Source organism: Veillonella parvula (assembly GCF_032472435.1).
Lineage (GTDB): Bacteria > Bacillota > Negativicutes > Veillonellales > Veillonellaceae > Veillonella > Veillonella parvula_N.
Window position 1 is genome coordinate 114,338 of sequence record NZ_JAWEGM010000003.1, and the last position, 22,119, is coordinate 136,456.

General features: G+C 39.3%; 20 protein-coding genes. 6 read left to right on the forward strand and 14 right to left on the reverse strand.

The window, feature by feature from the left end:
* Positions 1-19 precede the first annotated feature (19 nt).
* Both E7A03_RS05865 and sfsA read right to left on the reverse strand, forming a co-directional pair.
* A complete protein-coding gene (locus E7A03_RS05865) occupies positions 20-826 on the reverse strand; it encodes a hypothetical protein (protein ID WP_316073841.1) in 807 nt (268 codons plus the stop codon).
* 370 nt (positions 827-1,196) lie between these two features.
* The gene (sfsA, locus tag E7A03_RS05870) at positions 1,197-2,456 is read right to left on the reverse strand and encodes a DNA/RNA nuclease SfsA (protein WP_316073843.1); all 1,260 of its coding nucleotides are present in this window, start codon (positions 2,454-2,456) and stop codon (positions 1,197-1,199) included.
* A gap of 394 nt (positions 2,457-2,850) precedes the next feature.
* Here sfsA and E7A03_RS05875 point away from each other — a divergent pair, with 394 nt between their 5' ends.
* From E7A03_RS05875 to E7A03_RS05885, 3 genes are all read left to right on the forward strand, one after another.
* Positions 2,851-3,807 carry a DUF1858 domain-containing protein gene (locus E7A03_RS05875; RefSeq protein WP_004694418.1) on the forward strand — a complete coding sequence of 319 codons (957 nt, stop codon included), beginning with the start codon at positions 2,851-2,853 and terminating at the stop codon, positions 3,805-3,807.
* Position 3,808: 1 nt separating this feature from the next.
* Positions 3,809-4,474 (forward strand): hypothetical protein, encoded by a 666-nt coding sequence (locus E7A03_RS05880; RefSeq protein WP_101928899.1) that lies wholly within the window; start codon positions 3,809-3,811, stop codon positions 4,472-4,474.
* Between the two features lie 61 nt (positions 4,475-4,535).
* Positions 4,536-4,823, forward strand: coding sequence for a cupin domain-containing protein (locus E7A03_RS05885; protein ID WP_004694414.1), 288 nt, complete (start codon positions 4,536-4,538; stop codon positions 4,821-4,823).
* Positions 4,824-4,986: 163 nt separating this feature from the next.
* Here the strand turns inward: E7A03_RS05885 and E7A03_RS05890 are convergent, their stop codons facing one another.
* The 10 genes from E7A03_RS05890 to E7A03_RS05935 all read right to left on the reverse strand — a co-directional run bounded on the left by E7A03_RS05890 (position 4,987) and on the right by E7A03_RS05935 (position 13,931).
* Positions 4,987-5,508, reverse strand: a complete 522-nt coding sequence (locus tag E7A03_RS05890; protein WP_101928900.1) for a nitroreductase family protein — start codon at positions 5,506-5,508, stop codon at positions 4,987-4,989.
* Between the two features lie 108 nt (positions 5,509-5,616).
* On the reverse strand, positions 5,617-6,075 hold the full coding sequence (locus E7A03_RS05895; protein ID WP_101928901.1) for an OmpH family outer membrane protein: 459 nt from the start codon (positions 6,073-6,075) through the stop codon (positions 5,617-5,619).
* Between the two features lie 280 nt (positions 6,076-6,355).
* Positions 6,356-6,733, reverse strand: a complete 378-nt coding sequence (locus E7A03_RS05900; protein ID WP_004694406.1) for a GerW family sporulation protein — start codon at positions 6,731-6,733, stop codon at positions 6,356-6,358.
* Positions 6,734-6,881: 148 nt separating this feature from the next.
* Positions 6,882-8,015, reverse strand: a complete 1,134-nt coding sequence (locus tag E7A03_RS05905; RefSeq protein ID WP_118091172.1) for a hypothetical protein — start codon at positions 8,013-8,015, stop codon at positions 6,882-6,884.
* A gap of 29 nt (positions 8,016-8,044) precedes the next feature.
* Positions 8,045-8,623: a cob(I)yrinic acid a,c-diamide adenosyltransferase gene (locus E7A03_RS05910; protein ID WP_004694402.1), complete on the reverse strand. Its 579-nt coding sequence runs from the start codon at positions 8,621-8,623 to the stop codon at positions 8,045-8,047.
* 172 nt (positions 8,624-8,795) lie between these two features.
* The gene (locus E7A03_RS05915) at positions 8,796-9,752 is read right to left on the reverse strand and encodes a M23 family metallopeptidase (RefSeq protein WP_287510008.1); all 957 of its coding nucleotides are present in this window, start codon (positions 9,750-9,752) and stop codon (positions 8,796-8,798) included.
* A gap of 9 nt (positions 9,753-9,761) precedes the next feature.
* Positions 9,762-10,283 carry a DUF4446 family protein gene (locus E7A03_RS05920; protein ID WP_316073844.1) on the reverse strand — a complete coding sequence of 174 codons (522 nt, stop codon included), beginning with the start codon at positions 10,281-10,283 and terminating at the stop codon, positions 9,762-9,764.
* Positions 10,284-10,461: 178 nt separating this feature from the next.
* On the reverse strand, positions 10,462-11,727 hold the full coding sequence (hydF, locus tag E7A03_RS05925) for a [FeFe] hydrogenase H-cluster maturation GTPase HydF (protein WP_316073845.1): 1,266 nt from the start codon (positions 11,725-11,727) through the stop codon (positions 10,462-10,464).
* A gap of 324 nt (positions 11,728-12,051) precedes the next feature.
* On the reverse strand, positions 12,052-12,981 hold the full coding sequence (locus E7A03_RS05930) for a ParB/RepB/Spo0J family partition protein (RefSeq protein ID WP_287529214.1): 930 nt from the start codon (positions 12,979-12,981) through the stop codon (positions 12,052-12,054).
* A gap of 179 nt (positions 12,982-13,160) precedes the next feature.
* The gene (locus E7A03_RS05935) at positions 13,161-13,931 is read right to left on the reverse strand and encodes a ParA family protein (RefSeq protein WP_004698040.1); all 771 of its coding nucleotides are present in this window, start codon (positions 13,929-13,931) and stop codon (positions 13,161-13,163) included.
* A gap of 922 nt (positions 13,932-14,853) precedes the next feature.
* Between E7A03_RS05935 and E7A03_RS05940 the strand changes: the two genes are divergently transcribed.
* The 3 genes from E7A03_RS05940 to E7A03_RS05950 are packed head-to-tail and all read left to right on the forward strand — an operon-like array spanning position 14,854 to position 18,983.
* On the forward strand, positions 14,854-15,621 hold the full coding sequence (locus E7A03_RS05940) for a hypothetical protein (RefSeq protein WP_004698043.1): 768 nt from the start codon (positions 14,854-14,856) through the stop codon (positions 15,619-15,621).
* Between the two features lie 47 nt (positions 15,622-15,668).
* Positions 15,669-18,104: a homocysteine S-methyltransferase family protein gene (locus tag E7A03_RS05945; RefSeq protein WP_316073846.1), complete on the forward strand. Its 2,436-nt coding sequence runs from the start codon at positions 15,669-15,671 to the stop codon at positions 18,102-18,104.
* 21 nt (positions 18,105-18,125) lie between these two features.
* A complete protein-coding gene (locus E7A03_RS05950) occupies positions 18,126-18,983 on the forward strand; it encodes a methylenetetrahydrofolate reductase (RefSeq protein ID WP_287529252.1) in 858 nt (285 codons plus the stop codon).
* A gap of 298 nt (positions 18,984-19,281) precedes the next feature.
* Here E7A03_RS05950 and rsmG read toward each other — a convergent pair whose 3' ends face one another.
* Positions 19,282-20,034, reverse strand: coding sequence for a 16S rRNA (guanine(527)-N(7))-methyltransferase RsmG (gene rsmG, locus E7A03_RS05955; RefSeq protein ID WP_316073848.1), 753 nt, complete (start codon positions 20,032-20,034; stop codon positions 19,282-19,284).
* Positions 20,035-20,158: 124 nt separating this feature from the next.
* On the reverse strand, positions 20,159-22,030 hold the full coding sequence (gene mnmG / locus E7A03_RS05960; protein WP_316073849.1) for a tRNA uridine-5-carboxymethylaminomethyl(34) synthesis enzyme MnmG: 1,872 nt from the start codon (positions 22,028-22,030) through the stop codon (positions 20,159-20,161).
* Between the last annotated feature and the right edge of the window lie 89 nt (positions 22,031-22,119).

Below are 22,119 nucleotides of genomic sequence, written 5' to 3' on the forward strand. Positions count from 1 at the left end.
ATTACTATAGCTCTCAAAGTTAATGCACCGCATGTTGTATCATATGATCTAAAATGTTAACAAAGTCTCGTTCTACAGCCGAAGTGTCGTTACCAGTACTACCAATACCTGTTAGCATGGTTTCTTTCCAATCATTTTTTGCCATAAATCGAAAGGCGATCAAATACTTAGCTTTTGTTTTGTACGCTTCTCCTTTTGGTAGATAATAAAAGCCTACGCTTCTATCAGAACGAGGGTGCAATAACGCTGGGTTGTCTTGCGGTTTATACAGGCTATATATAGATTTCATAAAGGTTAGAATATCTCCACCCTTTACAGATTCGTCTACAAAGATAATCTCATCATATGTGAATAGAGATATCTTATTAGTACCTGCTACACGTGTCGCTTTAGACTTAGCTAGCTCCAAGGCTTCCTCGTGCGTCGCCATCCGCATGCCATACTGCTTAGCACGTTCCACTAACGAACCATTCAAATGAACTAAATACGCTTGTGAATACGCAAAATCCGCATCATTTTTTCGCTCGCCACCAGGGGCCGGCAATGTTGGCCACTTGACTACAGAATTTGTAGTAAAAGAAATACCATTACTTTCATCATAAAACACATACACATTTCGCTGGAATGGCTTCTCCTTCTCCACCACAGATGACTGAAGAACAAGATTCGGATGCACAACCGAAAACTCCTTCTCCACGCTAGACTTGATATCCTCTGGTGTAGCAGGATCACCATTCTCCGTCGTCCAAATGAAAGAACAACCACTCAATACAACACTACAAACACACACCAAAACCAACAACACAAACCTAACAAACAAAGGCATACACAACCACCCCTCTCTCCAAATATTCCATGTGTATCAAATAATTCTATCAAATATGTAGCCACAATTATTGATAAAATCAGCTGATTGTTGATACTCTACTTCACTGCCTTTTCCCAATCAGGGGCCTCGCCCCATGCGAAAGGAAAAGGGCTTTTGTTGTTAATGGTCGAGGCAACTAGTTAATAGAAAACATAGGTATGGATGGGACGAATTCACATATAACGTTATAAAAAAGGGATTCCCTTATTGATGAGCGACTTAGCTCGCTTTGGAGCGAAGAGATAAGGGAATCCCTTTTTTAACAATCTAGCATATTTGTATTCGGGCCCCATCCATACTATTTTCGGTTATTCGTCATTAACAACAATCACTTAACTAGCGCATCCAATTTATTCATACGAAAATCTTCTATCGCATTCATAAATTTTTTATTGTGTATCGGATTTTCGCTCATTCCGAATAGATGGCTGTTGCACTCACAGTCGCTGCACCCAAAGTTCGGTACATTCCATTCCGCAATAGCCCGCACCGCATCAGCGAGAGCACATTCTACGTCAATTTTGGTTAAATCTACATCTGCGCTTTCACGAGCAGCCGAATCATCAGAGAGTTTACCTTCACGCCGTTCCTGAGCAGAAATTGTCATAGCCTGCGGCCTCCCACTAGTACGAATCGGCAAGCCCGCTATCATTTCACAGTAACCGCGGAAGTAATCTAGATGCCAATGCATTTTCTTCCGTTTTCGTTTATGACGTTCAATGCGTTTCGTTAAATTTGCCTTCGCGGAACCAACATACATATAGTAACCAGGTTTGAAATGCATCATCCCTTTAGAACCGATTTCGAGATCTAGATCGTGATCGAGGTGCATGACCATCACATACACGCCACTATCATGAGCCTCTGTGTCGAGGATACCACTAGGATAGGAACATTCATGTGTCACCGTAGGCATGGTGAAAGTCTCATCCCACGCCACAGCCACAGCTTTCCAATCTAATGAAGGTGCCACCTCTTTAAAGGTTTTGGCAAATTCCAAATCCGTATGATAATCTGGCAAGAACCACTGCGCTTGGTCCCATTGTACGAGGAATAGAACACCCGTGTGATAGCCTTCGTTTTGTAATTCTTTCAGATGCAATAAATGCTTGCGGCCTCGCTCTGTAATAGCATCAGGGAACATGGCTCCCGTCTTGGAGAACAAGGTACAGGATTTAACCTCTAGTAAAAACTCATCCCCCTTATCATTGGTGAGGAGCAAGTCAAAGCGAGATGATGTGCCGTGTAGTTTAACCGTATACTCCCGTCTCACTACGCGCCACTCCTCCCAACCAGGGATACATTTATTTTCAATCAAATGTTGCGCTACATCATTGCTGTAGTTTGTATCGAGCATGATAACAACGCCATCGCGCTCGATACCTACCACACGGTATTTCGTCTTCGCATCCGGCTTGTCGTGAGGCACGATGTACATCGTTACCCCCGTAAACAAGAGCTCCCACATGCGACCAGGATTTGGCAAATGAGCGAGTACACTTTCACCATTCAAATCTAAAGTCACCACAAAACGATTCGGGCGACCTATGTATGTTGCTTTTAAAATAGTATCGTAAAGGACTTTCATCGTTTCTCCTACATCAAGAACACTCTATATGTCTATTATACGATATGTAACCTTGGGTTTCATCTGTAAACAGTATCGTATATAATGATAGTTAGTAAACAATCAATAATTAATATTAAAAAAGTTCTATTTTTGTAGCTTGAGTTACATTATTGTTTGTTAAAATGGTTTATACTAAGAGCGTCGGGTCAGTATTCTAAATACCCATACTGATCATTACGCCGGGTTTTGATGAGGCATCGCCTAGTTGATCTCATCCCACTTGTCCGTATATATGTGCGAAGCTTTCACAAAACCCTAGGGCGTAAATAATTAATATATAAAGAGTTTTATAGATTAACTAAGTAGTTTTAGCCACTATTCTCCGCAGAGAGGGCTCGAGAAAGGATTTAATATGGCACAAATTGCAGCAAATTTACAACGCATAAAAAACGGTCAACGCCGTTATGCAATTACACCTCGCGTTCCTGCAGGTTTCATTCAACCAGATCAATTACAAAAATATATCGACGTAGCGAATGAGTTCGGCGCTGTTCTCAAATTAACTGGCAGCCAACGCATTATGATTACGAATTTGAAAGCAGAAGACGTAGATAAAGCATGGGAAATGCTTGGCATGGAGCCAGCATACACTGTGTCCAACCGCGTGCGCAGCGTAAAAATCTGCCCAGGTACTACCTTCTGTAAACGCGCTAAACAAGACAGCGTACACCTTGGCATGCAAATCGAACGCAAATATTTATCTCTTGAAATGCCAAGTAAAATGAAAATCGGTGTGTCCGGTTGTCCAAACTCTTGTACTGAAAGCCGCATGAAAGATGTGGGCGTTATCGGTACTGTAGATGGTTGGAATGTATACGCTGGCGGTAGCGGCGGTGCGCATCCTCGCATCGGCGACCTCATCGCAGAAGTTAAAACAGAAAAAGAAGCTCTTGCATTAGTTGATCGAATCATCGCATACTATAAAGAAAACGCACAAATCGAACGCATGGGCGAATTCATCGACCGCATTGGTTTAGAGGCTTTCAAAGCAGCTGTATTGGGCGACCTTGAAGGTGCTCCAGCTGAAAGCAAGTCCGAAGAACCAGCTGTGTTCTTGCCTGGTCAAGGTAACGATCCTGAAGTAGAAGCACCACGTCTCGAAGCAGGTTCCCCTATCACTCCAGACACAATCATTCGCGACATCGTTGAAACCTATCCACATGTTGTACCTGTATTACAAGGTATTGGTATGGGTTGCCTAGGTTGCCCATCTGCAACAGCTGAGCCATTATGGCAAGCCGCAGAAATCCACGGTTTTAATGTATACGATTTAGTAGAGAAATTAGAAACAGCACGAAAAGGAGCTTAATATGTCCGCATTCTTAGGTCACATCCATTACTGGTTATATCGCAAAATTCAATTGCTCGTTGAGCGTGAAAATTTGATTTTAGAAAAAACTTCTAAAGTTGTTGATGATTTGGCGGAGGAACTACACTCCATCTCCGTAGATACATACGGTGAGCCAATTAATCCAAGCATTCCCTTGGAAAACATCATCGACCATGGCAATATTCACGGCTGGTTAGCCAACCAAATCAACATTGCTTCCGTTCGTGAAGCAGCTTTCATCAAAGATATGCTCGACACAAATTCCGGCGATGAAGCAGTACACGTAGTAACCGCTATTCTAGATGCCTTTGCAGTACAAGGCCAAGCATGTGGCGTTGTGGCTCAAGATAACCTTGAAGAACACACTGCACCAGCGATTTACAATGCGTTACAAAACTTCTACGTAAATGGCATGCCTTGCGATGGTGGTGACCAAGTGGTTTCTGAAAGCCCAGAAGAATTTACCTGGGTTGGCGACCACAGATTACAAGCAGGCTACTGGCGTACAGCGGGCGTTGACCCTAAGTTTATGGCATTAGCTTACCAAACATGGTTCGAGGCCTTTGTAAAAGCTATCGATCCAGCCTTTGAACTTGTAACGACAAAAGAAAACGGCACACGTTTATATACAATCCGTAAAAAATAATATAAATTGAGTATTAGCGTAAGCTTTCAAAACATAAAAAGCTAACATTAGGAGGTCCATTATGGCAGGCACAGTTAATCAAGAATTAGGTTTATTATTCCAAGGCCCTAACTATGTAATCGTAAAAAAAGGCGGCAAAGCTGGTGAAAAGGTGGAAAAACATAACCATCCTGAAGCTAATGTCATTTTTACAGTTGTAAAGGGTAAAGTACAAGTGTTCCTTAATGAAACTGAAGAACATGTACTCGTACCAGGCCAAGTATTGGAATTCAACGGCGACAACTATATCCAAGCTACACTCGTAGAAGACAGCGAATTCGTTGTAAACCTCATTCACAAACCAGAATAAAATACCAAAGGACAGTTGATACAAACAACTGTCCTTTTTATATGAACTATGTATTAAAAAGAAATCATATAGTTATTAAGTTTTATAGAACTGTTCAATAGTTCAGTTATATCCATAGTTATTAAATACTTATAGAGTAATACATAGTCTAAAAAACATTCTTTTAAAAGGAATTATAGGTCGTAAATTCACTCACATCAAAGCGTTTCGTATGGCCTGGTGCAGGAACACAGTCTGGATGAGGGTAACCAATGGGGAAGATGGCTACAGGGATGATATTATCAGGCAAGTTATATGCCTTGCGTACTTTAGTAGGATCAAAATGAGCAATCCACGTTGTACCTAAACCGATATCGGCTACGGTAAACATAATGTGGGATCCCACAATGCTAGCATCTACAACCCCCATATCTGCATCATCGTATTCTCGCTTCCAGCTCACCGTATTATCGTAACAAACAATGATTGCCAACGGTGCATTAAAGTGACCATTTGTGCAGTCTTTTAGTTTGTTTAAGCTCTCTTCAGAATTTAATACAAGCAGTCTTTGCGGCTGGTAGTTATGAGCCGTAGGTGCTAATCTAGCTACTTCTAACAAAATATCTACCTTCTCTTGCTCCACTGGTCGAGTATCGAATTTTCGAACCGAATACCGCTCTGTGGCTAATGCTTTAAATTCTTTCATTAAATCTCACTCCTTTATTGGATTTATCAAAATATATTTTAAACAGTAAGTATCCCATACAATAAACTACCCCCTATCTGATTACTCAGTTAGGGGGTTTTGTACTTATTATTTTTTAAGACGGCTAATTACTTCGTTAGTAATGTTTTCGATTTTGCTGTTTGCGTCAGCAGCACGAATTGTGTATGGATCATCCAATATTACGTCCATTTGTTTTTCAACACGGATAGCTTCAACAGTGTTATGAATTGCTTGCATCATAGGTTGAGCAATTTTATTGATTTCTTCGTTTTCTTTTTGAAGCAATGGAGCTACAGTTTTGTTGAATTCTGCTTCTGCTTGTGCAGAGTCTTTAATCTTTTCAATTTCTTGTACTTTTTTTTCAATTTGTGGACGGTATTGAGCGTCTACTTGTTGCATTTTCATATCTAATGCACCATAGCCAGGGTAGCTATTTACTACTTGGCTCATATTTACTAAGCCAATGTTAGCAGCACTTGCTACTGCAGCAGTAGCAGACATAGCACCAACGATAGCTAAGGTAGTCAATTTTTTAGATAATTTCATCTGAAATCCTCCTCGATTAAAAGTGTCACTATACAATCCAATAGTGTACTATTTTTACTATAACAAATCTTGCTAACTTTCACAAGACTATGATAAATAGCATAATAAAGACCTATGAACTACTTATGAAAGTTATGAGAACTTAAAATAATACCCACAAGCATACTCTGAGACCCTTAAAGCAGTCGATACAGACATATTCAGAACACACATGTGGGCATTTCGGCTTTCACCAATTATTTATAATTTATCATCAAATAATGGTTTATTATTCACTGAATTATTGTTCATCATTTAAATAGATGTATTTATCGGATTTCAATTTAGATACAAGATCAGGCACCAACCCGATAAGACGATCAAAGCTGCTGCTGTAAGGGTTGCCCTTAATGTTGAACAATTCGATGCGGTCACCTTTAATAACAAGGATTGCACTTGGTTCCATTTTGGCACCGCCGCCACCGCCGCCAGATTCTTGGTTTTTATTGGCTGTGCAGTGGTTTGTACCAGTACCAAAACCAAAGGTTACGTCAACGAATGGAACGAGCGTGGTATCGCCGATTTGCACAGCTTCACCAACTACAGTTTCCACTTTAATCATATTTTTAAACTTCTCAAATAGGACTTCCAAATTCTCTTTTACATTACTGTTCTCCATCACAGTACCTCCGCTTTTTGTGAAAGTATCGTAGCTGTATGTTCAATTATTATATTACATATAAGTAACCTTTATATTGCCTATATAGTTTTGACATGTAATAGATTATCGTATACAGCTCATTTACTTAATTTGACTTAATATATCCTTACGCTGTTTGGCCTTGTGCGGCTTTTAGCTTTTCTAGTTGCTTTGCTTCCTTCCGTTTAACCCAGAAGACACGAGCACTTTCACCCAATAGGGAACGCATAGGTTTAGATACCAAAAATCTAGTACCATACCACGCCAATACGGCAAGAATCATACGACCTTTGATATAACCACTGCCTTCAGCTACCCAGTTCACATAATCTATCTCAATAGACTCTGCTTGCTCAGGCCAAATGCTATACAACATAGATGCAATAAGCCCCATCCGATACGGATCGCCAATACCAAATCGGCCCTCTATAACCATATCACGTGGTTTAGAGTGGTTATAGCATCGTTTCGACACAAGGAATATCTGACGCCACAACTCTGTATTTCTCAAGTGTTTCATGAACCAGAATGTAGGAATTTCAGACTTGAATGATGCTACCGGATCATTAGGATCAGGCTTTCCAAAACGTTGTTTCACAGTCGTTTTAATATCATTTACCTTCGTAAATACCTTTTCCTTGATAGATCCGTCACTATTAAAAGTAACACGACTTACTACTTCATCATCATCTTGAATGTGAGCCGTTGGATCTTGTTGAATCGAGTCATACCGATCAGCACGAGCTTGTGCATCCATATCCTTAGAAACCGCATCAGGTCGCTCAATGCGCTCCTTTGCCCTAGGTGAGATTCCCGCCCCTGGTGATTCTTCATCATCAAAGATTGTATTGGAGCCTTGGGCGCTCTTCAAGTCATCAAAGCTTGTGCCGCTGGAGCTTGTAGTTGGACCTTGTCCGCCTCCTTGCATAGCCTTTGCAAAGGCTTCTGCCATGTCGCCATCATCGTCCATTACCTTTTGATATTCTTCATCTACACGATTTTCAAGCCATTGTTCATAATCTTTCACAGGACCGATCTTAAGTACACCTAAAACGTATAATTCCTTAAAAAATGGTTTATTTTGAATGTACGCTAAGTGGAGTGAAAATACGCGCCACAGCCATTTGATGCGCAACTCACCACGATATGGCGTCCGTCCATCAATTTCGATGCTATATGTGATTGGTGCCAGTAGGATAGTCAAGATGAGTGCTACAATAATGGCCACAATAACGAGGACCACAATAGCCACTGTACTCAACCACATCACCTCCTTAGGTGTTCCTATGATTAGTTTTCAATACCTTTTCGAGCCATTACACCTTGTAGGTAGTAATGTTTAATCTCTTTCATCTCCGTTACGAGATCTGCCTCATCAATTAATTCTTGAGGGGCCCCACGGCCCGTAAATACGAGTTCCGTTTCTGGATGACGAGCATCGAGTAAAGCTTTAGTTTTATCCCATGTAATGAGTTCAAAGAAGAGAGCCATATTGTACTCATCAAGTACAACGAGATCGTACTCACCACTGCTAATCGCAGCCAGTGCACGTTCATAGCCTTTTTCAATGAGAGCTACATAATCCTTCGGAGGATTACCAGACTCAAAGACAACGACTTCATCACCCCATTTAGCAAGTTCATCCTTACTCTTCATCCCTTCTTTGATGATAAAGAATGGCTTGCCCACAGTTTCTAACGTTAAATTTGTTAAGGTAGGTAAAATAGTATGTTCACTATATACTTTAGATTTCATAAATTGTAAGAAGAGGACTTTCTTGCCAGCGCCGATGGCACGAATAGCTAGGCCAATTGCGGCAGTCGTTTTGCCCTTGCCTTCACCGGTATAAACTTGTACATAGGCCTTCATAGATATACCTCCATTCATATACTTTTATTTTACAATATATATATACAAAAAGAAAGAAAAAGAACTTGCTATAAGCGCATGTGCACGCATAACAAGTTCTTTTCATATGTATTGTATTTAATTTTGAGTATATAGTATTTGATTTACGTGTATCACAATTGATTTTGCGTATCTAATTGCTAATTGGTAAGAAAATCATAGGATCTACAGGTGTATTGTTGAGGCGTACCTCGTAGTGAACGTGGGCACCCGTACTTTTACCAGTACTACCCATCAAAGCTATGGTTTGACCTTGTTTCACGCTCATCCCTACTGTTACCAATACGGCACTATTATGGCCATAACGGGTAACAAATCCATTGCCATGATCGATTTCAACGAGGTTACCATAACCGCCGCTTGTATACCCTGCAAAGGTTACCACCCCTGCCGCAGTAGCTACGATTTGGGAACCATAGTCATCGGCAATATCGATACCTTCATGGAATGCACCAATAGCACCCGTAACTGGATCAACACGGCTACCAAATGGAGATGTAATAACGCCCTTACTTGGCCAAATACTAGGTGTCGTACTGTTCACAGCACCACCAGAACCAGCGGAAAAGTTAATGGATTGCAATGCCATCAGATCTTGTGCACCACCATCGCGAAGGATGTTGCGCATCGTATAGAAGCTAACAAGCAATTTTTGTGCTTCCTTATCCATTTTGGACAGTCGAGCCGATAATTGTGCCGCTGTTAACGTCTGTACTTCGCTATTATCAGCGGCTTCCTGCTTTGGGTCGCTACCATCCCCGCCACCTTGAGCTGGTGTGCCAGATTCAGCGCCCTTCAGCATTTGCTTATTCTCTTCACTAATTTGATTTAAGTTTTGAATTTTCTTATCCAGAACTTCTGTTTTTTGTTGTAACAATTTCAACTGTTCCGATTGCAATTGCGTTTGTTGACGTAATTGCACAATCTCAGCTTGGCGCACGATGCCCCAAATACCGAGTACCAATGCCAAGACCAATACTACGGAACCAATAATGGCAACGAGTTTCGCTTGCTTGGTAGTTAATGTCAATATGCAGTTGTCACCATTTCTTTCAACTTTGTTTGAAATGAATGCCGGTATTTTCAACATAAAACTTCCTTATTTCGAAACGATAGCGCTCGTCAACGCTTCCTCATTGGTACGCTCACCCAACGCTTCGTTCAAACTTTCTAATTCCTCTTGTGAAAGACTTACTAAACTTTTACCTTTCACAATAGGTTTACTAAAAATACGAGATTCATTACGACCGTAAATACTGGAGATACAGATGCCATTATTGTTGCCATCTAGCAAGGTAAGAGCAAAGGACAAATCATTCCCGATATTTTCAAAGGCATTATACTTAATAAAACCAATTTTTTGTAACGTATTGCTCTGAATATTGCGGATTGTCACTTGCTCGGATAACAAGGACTCAAGGCCCTTCGCAGCATCGCGAATTTCACTAACCTCTACAGATAATTTACGTTCTAGGCTCGCACCATGCTCCCCTTGCATAAAGAAATCGTATTTCTTTTTCAAGCTACCTAAACGGATGTGTAAGATTACACAATATACGAATAACACTATAACAAGAACGATGGTAACCATGCCTATCCACGGTTGAATCGATTCGAACATGTATTTTCCTTCCTATACAATCATCAAAACTCCAACAGTTAATTATACCACTTCTATTGTGAAAGTTAAATGACTGCATGCAATTTAATTTAATATATCTAATATAGATAAACGATACCTATGTAATAATTTATATAACAAGTATGTATGGATCAGATACATATTACAATGCTATGTTTTAGCCCTCTAGTTCGTCAACAAATGGGCTTATTGCTCGTTCTAGTATACCATGTAGGGATGCTATGAGTACACCGTAATTTACGATGGGCGTACCTTGTACAACAGCACATTCAATACGTCGCAACACCTCACGGCGTGTGAGCATACAAGCTCCACAGTGGATAATCAAATCATACTGAGATACATCCTTTGGGAATGCTCCCCCACTAGTGAATTCTAGCTGTAAATCTGTATGACCTTGCTTCTTTAAAAGATTAGGTATTTTTACAGTCCCAATATCATCACATTGACGACGATGAGTACAACCTTCACTGATGAGCACCTTGGAGCCAGCTTTTAAATTTTTAATAGCCTTAACACCAGTTACTAAATCCTGTAATTTCCCCTTGAACCGTGCCATCAAAATAGAAAAGGACGTCAATGGAATCGAATCGGGGGTCAACTCATCAACCCGATCAAATGCTTGGGAGTCACAGATTACCATTTTAGGTGGGTTCTTAAGAGAGTGAATCATAGCCGGTAATTCTTCTGTTTGACAGACTAAGGCTAAGCCTTTGTGATCGAGAATTTCTCGGATAGTCTGCACTTGTGGCAAAATAAGTCGCCCCTTTGGTGCAGCACTATCGATAGGACATACAAGAATAATTGTATCCCCCTCTTCAACTAAACCTTGTAAAAGAGTTTGCTCCCCTTCTACATCAAGTGCTGTTAGCCCACCGAGTAGATCAAGCAACTCTAATCGTTTCGCATCAGATGTGAAGTCAGCAGAACCAATGACAGTAACCAAATCAGATAAACCCATATAATCCGCTATATAACGCTCTCCCAGTATATCTCTGCCTATACTAGCTTTAGACTCCGTTAAATTGTTTGGCACCGCATTAATCTCATTAATAAAAAGTGCAACAGGTACATTATTTTGTTTCAAAAGACCTAACCAGTGCATATCGTCTGAGGTTGGCTCTTCATCGGTGCGAAGCACATAAACAGCCAAGTTAATCTTTTTCACGACCTCTTCTGTTTTCTCCATGCGCAATGCACCTAATTCAGTTGTATCATCTATACCAGCAGTATCAGTAATCACCACAGGGCCAAGTGGTAAGATTTCCATAGCTTTGCTTACAGGATCTGTTGTAGTCCCTGCCACATCGGATACTAACGATACAGGCTGATCAGTTAACATGTTGATCAATGTAGACTTACCGGCATTACAACGGCCAAAAAAGCCAATATGTATGCGGTTTGCCTTAGGTGTTTGTTCCATAACCTATCCTTGTTACTTAACCTTCACATATATTACAAATATATTATAAAGCTTCTGATAAATTATCTAATAACTTATCATATTATTTATTATAATCTCTTTAGAATACAGTAAAAGCGCAGCCCGTAGACTACACTTTTACTGCAGATTGTTATTATTACGACTATTACAATTGCTATAGCTGTTATTATTGTTATTGTTGTTATTATTATCGTTACTATTATTGTTAGTATTACGGCTATTGCTATTACTATTATTATTGCTTATGTTTATACTTTTGCTTTTGCTTTTGCTTTTGCTTTTGCTTTTGCTTTTGCTAGCCAATTATACTCTAAACTCTATTGTTTCCGCATCTTCTATTTGATCTTGCCCATCCATATATGCAATAAGTCTTTCTAATTCAGCTTCAGAGGAGAAAGCAATTTCAATTTTTCCTTGTACTTTTTTGCCTGCACGGAATTTAATATTCACAGGGGACCCTAAGCTTAGTTTTAAACGGTCCATTAGGGCACGAACCTCTGCCGTATTTTGAGGTTTACTAGCCTTTGCTTTAGACGATTTATTTTGCATAGACTTAACAAGGGCCTCTGCTTGTCTAGCGCTTAGCTCGCCCTCTTTAATACGTTCAGCTGCTTCCATTTGTTGAGCTGCGCTTCTTAACGCTAATAATGGACGAGCTTGACCAACCGTTAAATCACCTTCGATAAGATCCTTTTGTACAGAATCACATAATTTTAAAAGACGAACCATATTAGCAATATATGAACGGCTACGGCCAAGACGAGCGGAAATCATTTCTTGCGTTTGCTTATAAGTATCCATCAATCCTTGATAAGCCAATGCTTCTTCAATAGGATCTAATCCTTCTCGTTGTAGGTTCTCTACAAGAGCAACCTCTGTCATTTCTTCGGTATTATATTTTTTAACAATAACTGGTACTGTTTTCAATCCAGCAATCATAGCAGCACGATAACGGCGCTCACCAGCCACAATTTGATATTTATTCTTTTGTTTACGAACTACAATCGGTTGGAAAATACCAAGATTCTTGATTGATTCAGCCAATGTAGCTAGACTATCTTCATCAAAACTTTTACGTGGTTGATCTACATTTGGAACTAGCTCAGAAATTGGCAGTTCATGTATCTCCTTATCAGGCAATACAGACTCTACAGAGTCAACCTTCATTAAATTCTCAAGGCCCTTTCCCAATCCAGACGCTTTGCTTTTTTTGCTTTTAATTTCTCTTGGCATACAACTAACCTCTCTCGGCCTTACAAATATTTACAAATTTAAAATATGTAAATCACGTAAACCACCAAAAACTAATATTCTTAGCATTAGATACATACATATAACAGATACTTATTACCTTTAGGTACTTACTTCGCTTTTGTGTTTATTGAGCTTTAGTACTTATTTATCTTTAGTGCTTATTTAGTTTTAGATGCTTTAATTACCTCTTTAGCTAATTTCGTATATACATCAGCACCTTTGGATTTTGGATCATATACAATGATTGGCTCCCCATAACTAGGCGCCTCACTTAAACGTACATTACGAGGAATAATTGTTTTATATACTTTATTGCCAAAGAATTTTTTTACTTCATCGGCTACTTGAATAGATAAATTTGTGCGGCCATCAAACATAGTCAATAGCACACCTTCAATTTCAAGATCCTTATTTGATGTTTGTTGTACAATTGTTATCGTTTTAACTAATTGACTAACCCCTTCCAATGCGTAAAATTCACTTTGAATCGGAATCAATACACTATCAGCAGCAGTGAAGGCATTTAATGTTAATAACCCGAGAGATGGTGGACAGTCAATGACGATAAAATCATATGTATCTCGTACTGACGCTAATGCTTTTTTCAACATTGTTTCACGTGAAACAACGGAAACTAGTTCTACTTCAGCACCAGCTAGTTGAATTGTTGCAGGCGCCACAAATAGGTTTTCAAGCATTGTAGGTTGTACAATATCAGCAATTGGTTCTCCATCAATTAGAACATCATGCACACAGAGTTCTAAATCATCCTTTTCAATACCTAACCCAGAACTAGCATTACCTTGTGGATCCAAATCAACCAGTAATACTTTTTTACCTGCATCAGCTAAACAAGCACTCAAATTTACTGATGTTGTAGTTTTACCAACACCGCCTTTTTGATTAGTAATAGCTATAACTTTGCCCACTTAATTCACCTCACATCTTCGTTCAAAATATTTCTTTTCCATTATAACATAAAACAATGCTAATTACGGTATTTATAAATCAAATTCTCATTAATTTTTTATCTACTATATTATTTTATTTATCTACTACATTTTTCCCACTTACATTTATATTACGCACATAAACTTATAGGTAAATAACTTCATTAATATAATTACAACACTTATTTTTTATTGTTTCACGTGAAACATAGCAATTTATTCCTTTACTATATAGTACAACACAAAATAAGAAAAATTACATCAAATGTTTTATAAGTTTTACGATTAAATGTTTCACGTGAAACATTTAAGGATTAAAATCTAACGCAAAAATTAAGTTATAAAATTAATAAAAAATTTTACAGTAAAAAATTATCATATTAATATAAATCTATACCAATAGACAAATATACACAAAATTATTTTATATCATCTTTTTTATTTATAGAACAACACCATTAGCGAAAGGTATAAAGTAATCAACTTTTGATCGGTAACATTATATATAACAATAATATACGAAATGTAATGAACTAATATTAATATACTTATATACTCATAACAAATTATTAGATTATATTTAATAAATTGTTTCACGTGAAACATTATGGTTAACATTAAACATATAAAACCTTCATCATCAATAACTTTTATGAACAAAAATCATTTTGATATAACTTTAAACTATACCTATATACTACTAAATTATATGAGAATACAGGCCCCATATACTTTGACAGGTATTATTCATATCTATATACTATTAGTTAGATAGTAATTAGATTGATAATCTTAAGAGTCTAGAAAAATCACTTTATAAGATCTATATATACAATTGATAACAGTAAGCACACGCTCTACGGATACGCAGAGCTTTTTATTTTGAAGAGGAGGCGTTTCTATGCCCATCTATAACGGAATGCTTCCTGCCATCGACAAAGCAGAAGTAAAACGATACGCAGGACTTCGTCACGCTGAGGATTTCCCACAAAACTATGTTGACGAAGCATGTAAGGAAATCCAATTATTGGCTACACCTAGGGGTGTATATCAAGAATATGATTACGATGCAGAAACAAAAACAATTTTAAGCAATCCACCACTTAAAATTGAAGGGTCTATCATCGAAAAGCATCTAGAAAAATCTACTAAAGTATACGTATTAGGCGTAACAGTTGGAGAAGATGTAGAAATTCGTAGTGAACAGTTATTTAAACAAGGTAACTATACGGTAGGCTTATTACTTGATGCAGCAGCCACAACTGCTGTAGAACAGGTAGCTGATCAGGTAAACGAAGTAATCAATACAATTGCTAAAAAACAAGGCTATAAGCCAACTTGGCGTTTTAGCCCTGGTTATGGCAACTGGCCACTAGAAATCCAACCACAATTAGCTAAAATCATCAAAACAGAGATGATTGGCTTACAAGTAACAGAGAACTATTTATTATTTCCACGTAAGTCTGTAACGGCTATCATCGGTTTAATGCCAGCAAACGAAGATATTAAAACTAAACGAGGCTGTACATCTTGTTCACAACAAAACTGTGCATCTCGAAAATTACCAGAGAAAGCAACAGTCAACACCCAAGATGGGGGAGAAGAGGAAGGTAGTAAAACTACTGCCGACATTTCTGGTATTGCCATGAAGGGGCAACCAATACAATAGTGTTTCACGTGAAACATTGTAATTTAGGATGTTAAAGGAAGATGTTTATGTATATATTTGACGGTGCTATGGGCACAATGCTTCAAGCGGCAGGCTTAGAAGAAGGCTATTGTCCAGAGCTATTTAATATTGAAAGACCAGAAGTAGTAAAGGATATTCATGCTCAATACTTACAACATGGCAGTGATGTAATCACTACCAATACATTCGGTGCTTGTGGTCTTAAATTAGAAGATTATGATTTACAGGATCGCGTAAGAGAAATCAATATTGCAGCTGTGAAGGTAGCAAAAGAAGCCATTGCAGAGACTAAACCAACTGCTCGTGTAGCAGGTTCTATGGGACCTACAGGTCGTTTTTTACAACCATTAGGCAATATGAGCTTTGACTCCATTTATGATACATATCGTGAACAAGCCGAAGCATTAATCGAAGGTGGCGTTGATTTTATTATCATTGAAACTATCATCGACGTACAGGAAATGCGTGCCGCTTTATTAGCCTCTTTAGATGCTCGTGAAGCAGCAGGGAAGACAAAAGATGATGTACAAATCATCTGTCAATTTTCTTTTAGTGAAGACGGTCGTACTATTACAGGTACACCACCAGCAGTAGCAACTACTATCGTAGAAGCTATAGGGGCTGATATCATTGGTATCAACTGTTCCCTTGGACCTGAACAAATTACACCACTTATCGAAGAGATTGCAAGCGTTACAAATTTACCAATAAGCTGTCAGCCAAATGCCGGTATGCCTCAATTAATAAATAAACAAACTGTATTCCCACTTTCAGCTGAAGAGATGGGGCCTTTGATGCTTCCAATTGTTGATGCTGGTGCAAGCTATGTTGGCGGCTGCTGTGGTACAACACCAGCTCATATTCAATCTATTTCCGATGCTGTGAAAGCTCATACGCCAAAAGAACGCGCCCACATTGCACCTAAAACAATTATTACAAGCCGTACTAAACTTTTAGAGTTAGGCCATCATACAAAACCACTTATCATTGGCGAACGTATTAATCCAACTGGCCGTAAAGTCCTTGCTCAAGAATTGCGCGATGGTTCTTTCATTCGTGTAAAACGAGATGCCTTAGACCAAGTAGAGGCAGGTGCAGATATCCTCGATGTAAACATGGGCGTAGCTGGCATGGATCAATCGCCCTTAATGGAACGTGCCATTTTCGAGTTATCCATGCTCGTAGAAACACCATTATCCATTGACACATTAGACCCAGTAGCTATGGAAATAGCTCTTAAAAACTATCCAGGTCGTGCCCTCATCAACTCTGTAAATGGGGAGGAGGAGTCTATTACGCACGTAATGCCTTTAGCTAAACGGTATGGTGCAGCATTGCTTTGCTTGCCAATCTGTAGTGGTGACTTACCTGAAAAAGCAGAAGATCGCGTTGCTTTAGCTGAAAGTATCGTAAATCGCGCTTACGGTTATGGTCTTCAACCACATGATTTATTACTCGATCCATTAGTATTAACACTTGCTAGTGGGGAAGATAGTGCACGCCAAACATTGCGTACGCTACAGTTATATAAAGAGAAATTTGGCTTCCCAACAGTAATGGGCTTGTCCAATATCTCCTTCGGTATGCCTCAACGTCCTTATTTGAACGGCCAATTCTTAACAATGGCCCTCGCATGTGGCTTAACAACACCGATTATGAATCCACTCAATTATCCAGCAAAAAAAGCATTTGTATCCAGTACTACCTTACTAGGCTGGGACCCAGGTTCTGCTGAATTTATTAAAAAATACGGCTATGAAGACGAAACTACCGCTCCTGGTAACTCTGCTCCTAAAGGGCCAGATAAAAAATCCTTCGATAGTAATGATCCTTTAGCCAATATTCGCGCATGTGTAGAACAAGGCGAAAAAGAAGCTATCATTGATCTTGTAAAAAAAGCCTTAGCAGATGGTATCGATCCATTAGATCTTACGAAAAAAGGCTTATCTGAAGCGATGAACGTAGTGGGGGATAAGTTTGGTTCTGGTAAGTTATTCTTACCACAAGTAATGCTTGCTGCTGAAACAATGCAGGCTGCTTTCAACACCATTAAAGAAATTATTCCTGCTAGTGAAAGCTTAGATAAAGGCACCGTTGTCGTAGCTACAGTTAAAGGCGACATTCATGATTTAGGTAAAAATATCGTAGCAGCATTGCTCGAAAACAATGGTTACAAAATCGTCGACCTTGGTAAGGACGTTGACCCAGAAGTTATCGTACAAGCTATTAAAGATAACAAAGCTGCCCTCGTTGGCATCTGTTCCTTGATGACGACAACCATGCCACAAATCGACAATACTATCGCTGCTATCCGTGCAGCAGGCCTTAAAACTAAGGTCATGGTTGGTGGCGCCGTAGTATCTCAAGACTACGCAGACCAAGCAGGCGCGGATATCTACGCTAAGGACGGCATCGCTGCTGTTAACCATGCTAACGATTTCTTTGAAACACTAGAAAAATAATGTATAGTAACGAGGTACATGATGACATTAAGAGAAAAACATCAACAAGGGCAGTTCACCATTACTGTTGAATTGGATCCTCCTAAAAGCAGTTCTGCAGAAAAGACCTTCGAACAAGCAGCCCGTTTGAAAGGGAAGGTGGATGCTATCAACATCGCTGATAGCCCTATGTCCAAAATGCGCATGAGCCCAATTTCTCTTTCTTATTTATTACAACATAACAAAGAAATTGAAACTATTTTCCACCTTACATGCCGCGACCGTAATATTATCGGATTGCAATCTGAATTACTCGGTGCAGCAGCTTTGGGCGTGCATAATATTTTAACACTCACTGGTGATAAACCAGATAATGGGGACCATCCATTTGCACAATCCGTATTTGAAGTCGACTGTATGGGACTACTCAACATCGCTAAGACATTAAATGCAGGCAAAGACCTTGCAGGTAATGACCTAGACGCACCTACAAACTTCTACATCGGTGCCACTGGTAATCCTGGTGCTCCAGATTTAGAGATTGAACGCCAAAAATTAGCTGCTAAAATTCAAAATGGCGCTCACTTTGTACAAACACAACCAATTTACGATTTAGAACAGGCAAAACGCTACATTGATAAGATGTCTAAATTCGATGTACCTATCATGCTAGGTTTGATTCCACTTAAAAGCTTTAAAATGGCTACATACCTCCATGAAAAAGTGCCTGGAATCAATCTTACTCAAGAAATCTTGGACCGCATGGAAAAAGGTGGTAAAGAAGCGGGTACAGAAATTGCAATCGAAACACTTGAACAAATCAAGAAAATGGCAGCAGGCGTACATATTATGCCTTTAAATGATATCGATACAACATTATATATTATTGATCACGTATAAAGTCATTCTGAGATTAACATATAACACCTTTCCCACGACCTCCATAGTGAACTAAGTCGTTCTTAGGGAAAGGTGTTATATGTATCTTTATCTCCGCCTCATATAGTGAACAAAATATATAATTCTGTTGTAAACGATATCATTTAATAGAATAGGGTGGGGAAGAGAATACGAACTGATTCGTTACTACATAAAGGAAAAGAGGATGCAGATCTAAGATTTGCATCCTCTTTTCCTTTATGTAGCAATGTAGCATTTAGTTTATTTATATTAGTTTCTACGCCTAAATCATTAACTGCTATACTAACGGTTTGTCTTTGATTTCTTTTGGTTTTCGTGGATATTGTTTTGGTGTTTTTCCAATTTTCTTTATATACACGATTGCTCGTTTATCCTCTAAGGTTGGTAATGCAACGGTTCTTACTTCTTCGATAGTAGCTTTTAGTGTGCTAAGGGCTTTATTAGATTCTTTAACTTCTTCTTCGTATATAGCGCCTTTTAGAGCAACGACGTAGCCACCTTCTTTTACGTATGGCACAGTCCATTCTAAAAGAATCGGCAAGCGTGCCACGGCACGGCTCGTAGCAATATCAAAGCTTTCACGATAATCTTGGTGACTCAAATCCTCCGCACGTCCGTGTAAGGTAGTACAGTTCGTCAGTTTTAGTTTATCTATAACCGATTCCAAAAAGGTAAGCCGCTTTTTCAAAGAATCAAACAGGGTAACCTTGAGGCTACGGTCATAGATAGCCAATGGAATACCAGGGAAACCTGCACCGGTACCAACATCGATAATCGTCATGCCAGATTTGATAATTTCAGAATCATAACAGGAGAGGGAGTCAATCATATGCTTAACCACGACCTCTTTCATGTCTGTGATACCCGTTAAATTGAGATATTTATTTGTTTCAATCATATGCGCATAATACATGTAAAAGTCTTTGGCTTGCTCTTCCGTACAAGGCAAGCCAAAACGGCTCATTTGCTCCATCATGTACGAAACAAATTCAGACTGAGGTGCTATAGGCACATCGTATTTTTCTTTCATAAGTACTCCTAATGAATTGTCTAATATGTATATGACAATAAGATTTGTAGGAAATATCTTTTAAAATCTGTAAGAAATATCTTCTAAAAAGTTCATATAAAATGCATGTTTTTACATGCTATTTTTATTTACTTCTGTTGTATTGTTCGAGTTGGATCAACAGAACAGATACGTCCGCAGGTGATACGCCAGAGATACGGCTTGCTTGGCCGATGGAGTGAGGACGAATTTTGTTGAGCTTTTGTTGAGCTTCAAGGGAAATACCCTTGATTTGTGCATAATCCCATTCTTTTGGAAGAATTTTTTCTTCTAGTTTACGAACCTTATCGACTTGCTCCATTTGCTTCTTAATGTACCCTTCGTAAGTAATAGAAATGTCGACAGCTTCCTCTACATCAGGTGTATAGCGTTTCAAACCAAATGCATCGGCTACGATGGCGTAAGAGAGTTCATTACGTTTTACTAAATCATAAGCATGAATACCTGTTTTAATAGGTGCTGTACCTAGACTTTCAAGCAAAGCTTGTGTTTCCTTGGATGGATTGACAGGTGTATTTCGTAACATGTCCATTGCTTCCTCGATAGCAGCTTTTTTAGCTGTAAATTTAGCCCAACGATCATCTTTTACAAGACTGATTTCACGGCCTTTTTCCGTAAGACGCATGTCTGCATTATCTTGACGAAGCAATAAGCGATATTCACTGCGGCTTGTCATCATGCGGTACGGTTCATTTGTACCTTTTGTTACAAGATCATCGATGAGAACACCGATGTACGCTTCAGAGCGAGCAAGGATGAACGGTTCTTTACCTTCAAGCCACAATGCTGCGTTAATACCAGCCATAAGACCTTGTGCAGCCGCTTCTTCATAGCCAGATGTACCATTGGCTTGACCCGCAGAGTAGAGACCTTCAATATGTTTCACTTGAAGGGCTGGTGTTAATTGTGTTGGATTCAAGCAATCGTATTCAATAGCATAGGCAGGGCGCATAATTTCAACATTCTCAAGGCCTGGGATGGTACGCAAGAACGCATATTGTACATCCATTGGAAGAGATGTACTCATACCTTGTACATACATTTCATTTGTACCCGTACCTTCTGGTTCTACGAATAATTGATGGCGTTCTTTATCAGCAAAGCGCACTACTTTATCTTCGATGGAAGGGCAGTAACGAGGGCCTACGCCTTCGATTTTGCCACTATACATAGGAGCGCGGTGAATATTGCTATGAATGATTTCGTGCGTTTCCTTGTTAGTATACGTCAACCAGCATACATCTTCATTACGGTTAATCCATTCATCCATAAAAGAAAATGCGTGATGATGTGCATCGCCTTCTTGAACTACCATATTATCGAGGTTTAAAGTACGTTTATCTACACGTGCTGGTGTACCCGTCTTAAAGCGCATCAATTCAATACCATTATCGAGCAAGGATTGAGAGAAATGTTCCGCTACGCGTTGGCCATTTGGACCGCCCACATAATCGATATCGCCGATGAGGATTTTACCTTTCAAATAGGTACCCGTACAAAGAATTATCGCCTTAGCGCCATAAAATTCACCAAGCTCTGTAACGATGCCTGTTACCTTGCCATCCTCAACCTTAAGCTCAGTCACCATGATTTGCTTAACATTGAGATTATCTGTATTCTCCAATGTTTGTTTCATCAAATGTTGATATTTAATCTTGTCGGATTGACAGCGCAAAGAATGAACGGCAGGTCCCTTACCCATATTGAGCATACGCATTTGGATAGCCGTAGCATCCGCATTAATACCCATTTGACCGCCTAATGCGTCAACTTCGTAAACAAGATGGCTTTTACCAGGACCACCCACGGCAGGGTTGCACGGCATAAGCGCAATATTATCTAAACTGATGGTCGCCATCAACGTGCGATGACCCATGCGAGCAGTGGCGAGAGCTGCCTCACAACCAGCATGACCGCCACCGATGACGATGACATCATAATTATCTACTGTGTACATATCAATTAAATTCCTTATATTTGTTACTTATCTTATTGTGAAAGTATATTTTATTCAAACTACGAGGCCGAATAGCCCAGTGTCCAGGT

Bases quoted from the DNA above. Each gene is read 5' to 3' on its own strand.
- E7A03_RS05865 (WP_316073841.1), bottom strand. From the start codon at position 826: ATGCCTTTGTTTGTTAGGTTTGTGTTGTTGGTTTTGGTGTGTGTTTGT.
- sfsA (WP_316073843.1), bottom strand. From the start codon at position 2,456: ATGAAAGTCCTTTACGATACTATTTTAAAAGCAACATACATAGGTCGC.
- E7A03_RS05875 (WP_004694418.1), top strand. From the start codon at position 2,851: ATGGCACAAATTGCAGCAAATTTACAACGCATAAAAAACGGTCAACGC.
- E7A03_RS05880 (WP_101928899.1), top strand. From the start codon at position 3,809: ATGTCCGCATTCTTAGGTCACATCCATTACTGGTTATATCGCAAAATT.
- E7A03_RS05885 (WP_004694414.1), top strand. From the start codon at position 4,536: ATGGCAGGCACAGTTAATCAAGAATTAGGTTTATTATTCCAAGGCCCT.
- E7A03_RS05890 (WP_101928900.1), bottom strand. From the start codon at position 5,508: ATGAAAGAATTTAAAGCATTAGCCACAGAGCGGTATTCGGTTCGAAAA.
- E7A03_RS05895 (WP_101928901.1), bottom strand. From the start codon at position 6,075: ATGAAATTATCTAAAAAATTGACTACCTTAGCTATCGTTGGTGCTATG.
- E7A03_RS05900 (WP_004694406.1), bottom strand. From the start codon at position 6,733: ATGGAGAACAGTAATGTAAAAGAGAATTTGGAAGTCCTATTTGAGAAG.
- E7A03_RS05910 (WP_004694402.1), bottom strand. From the start codon at position 8,623: ATGAAGGCCTATGTACAAGTTTATACCGGTGAAGGCAAGGGCAAAACG.
- E7A03_RS05915 (WP_287510008.1), bottom strand. From the start codon at position 9,752: ATGTTGAAAATACCGGCATTCATTTCAAACAAAGTTGAAAGAAATGGT.
- E7A03_RS05920 (WP_316073844.1), bottom strand. From the start codon at position 10,283: ATGTTCGAATCGATTCAACCGTGGATAGGCATGGTTACCATCGTTCTT.
- hydF (WP_316073845.1), bottom strand. From the start codon at position 11,727: ATGGAACAAACACCTAAGGCAAACCGCATACATATTGGCTTTTTTGGC.
- E7A03_RS05930 (WP_287529214.1), bottom strand. From the start codon at position 12,981: ATGCCAAGAGAAATTAAAAGCAAAAAAAGCAAAGCGTCTGGATTGGGA.
- E7A03_RS05940 (WP_004698043.1), top strand. From the start codon at position 14,854: ATGCCCATCTATAACGGAATGCTTCCTGCCATCGACAAAGCAGAAGTA.
- E7A03_RS05945 (WP_316073846.1), top strand. From the start codon at position 15,669: ATGTATATATTTGACGGTGCTATGGGCACAATGCTTCAAGCGGCAGGC.
- E7A03_RS05950 (WP_287529252.1), top strand. From the start codon at position 18,126: ATGACATTAAGAGAAAAACATCAACAAGGGCAGTTCACCATTACTGTT.
- rsmG (WP_316073848.1), bottom strand. From the start codon at position 20,034: ATGAAAGAAAAATACGATGTGCCTATAGCACCTCAGTCTGAATTTGTT.
- mnmG (WP_316073849.1), bottom strand. From the start codon at position 22,030: ATGTACACAGTAGATAATTATGATGTCATCGTCATCGGTGGCGGTCAT.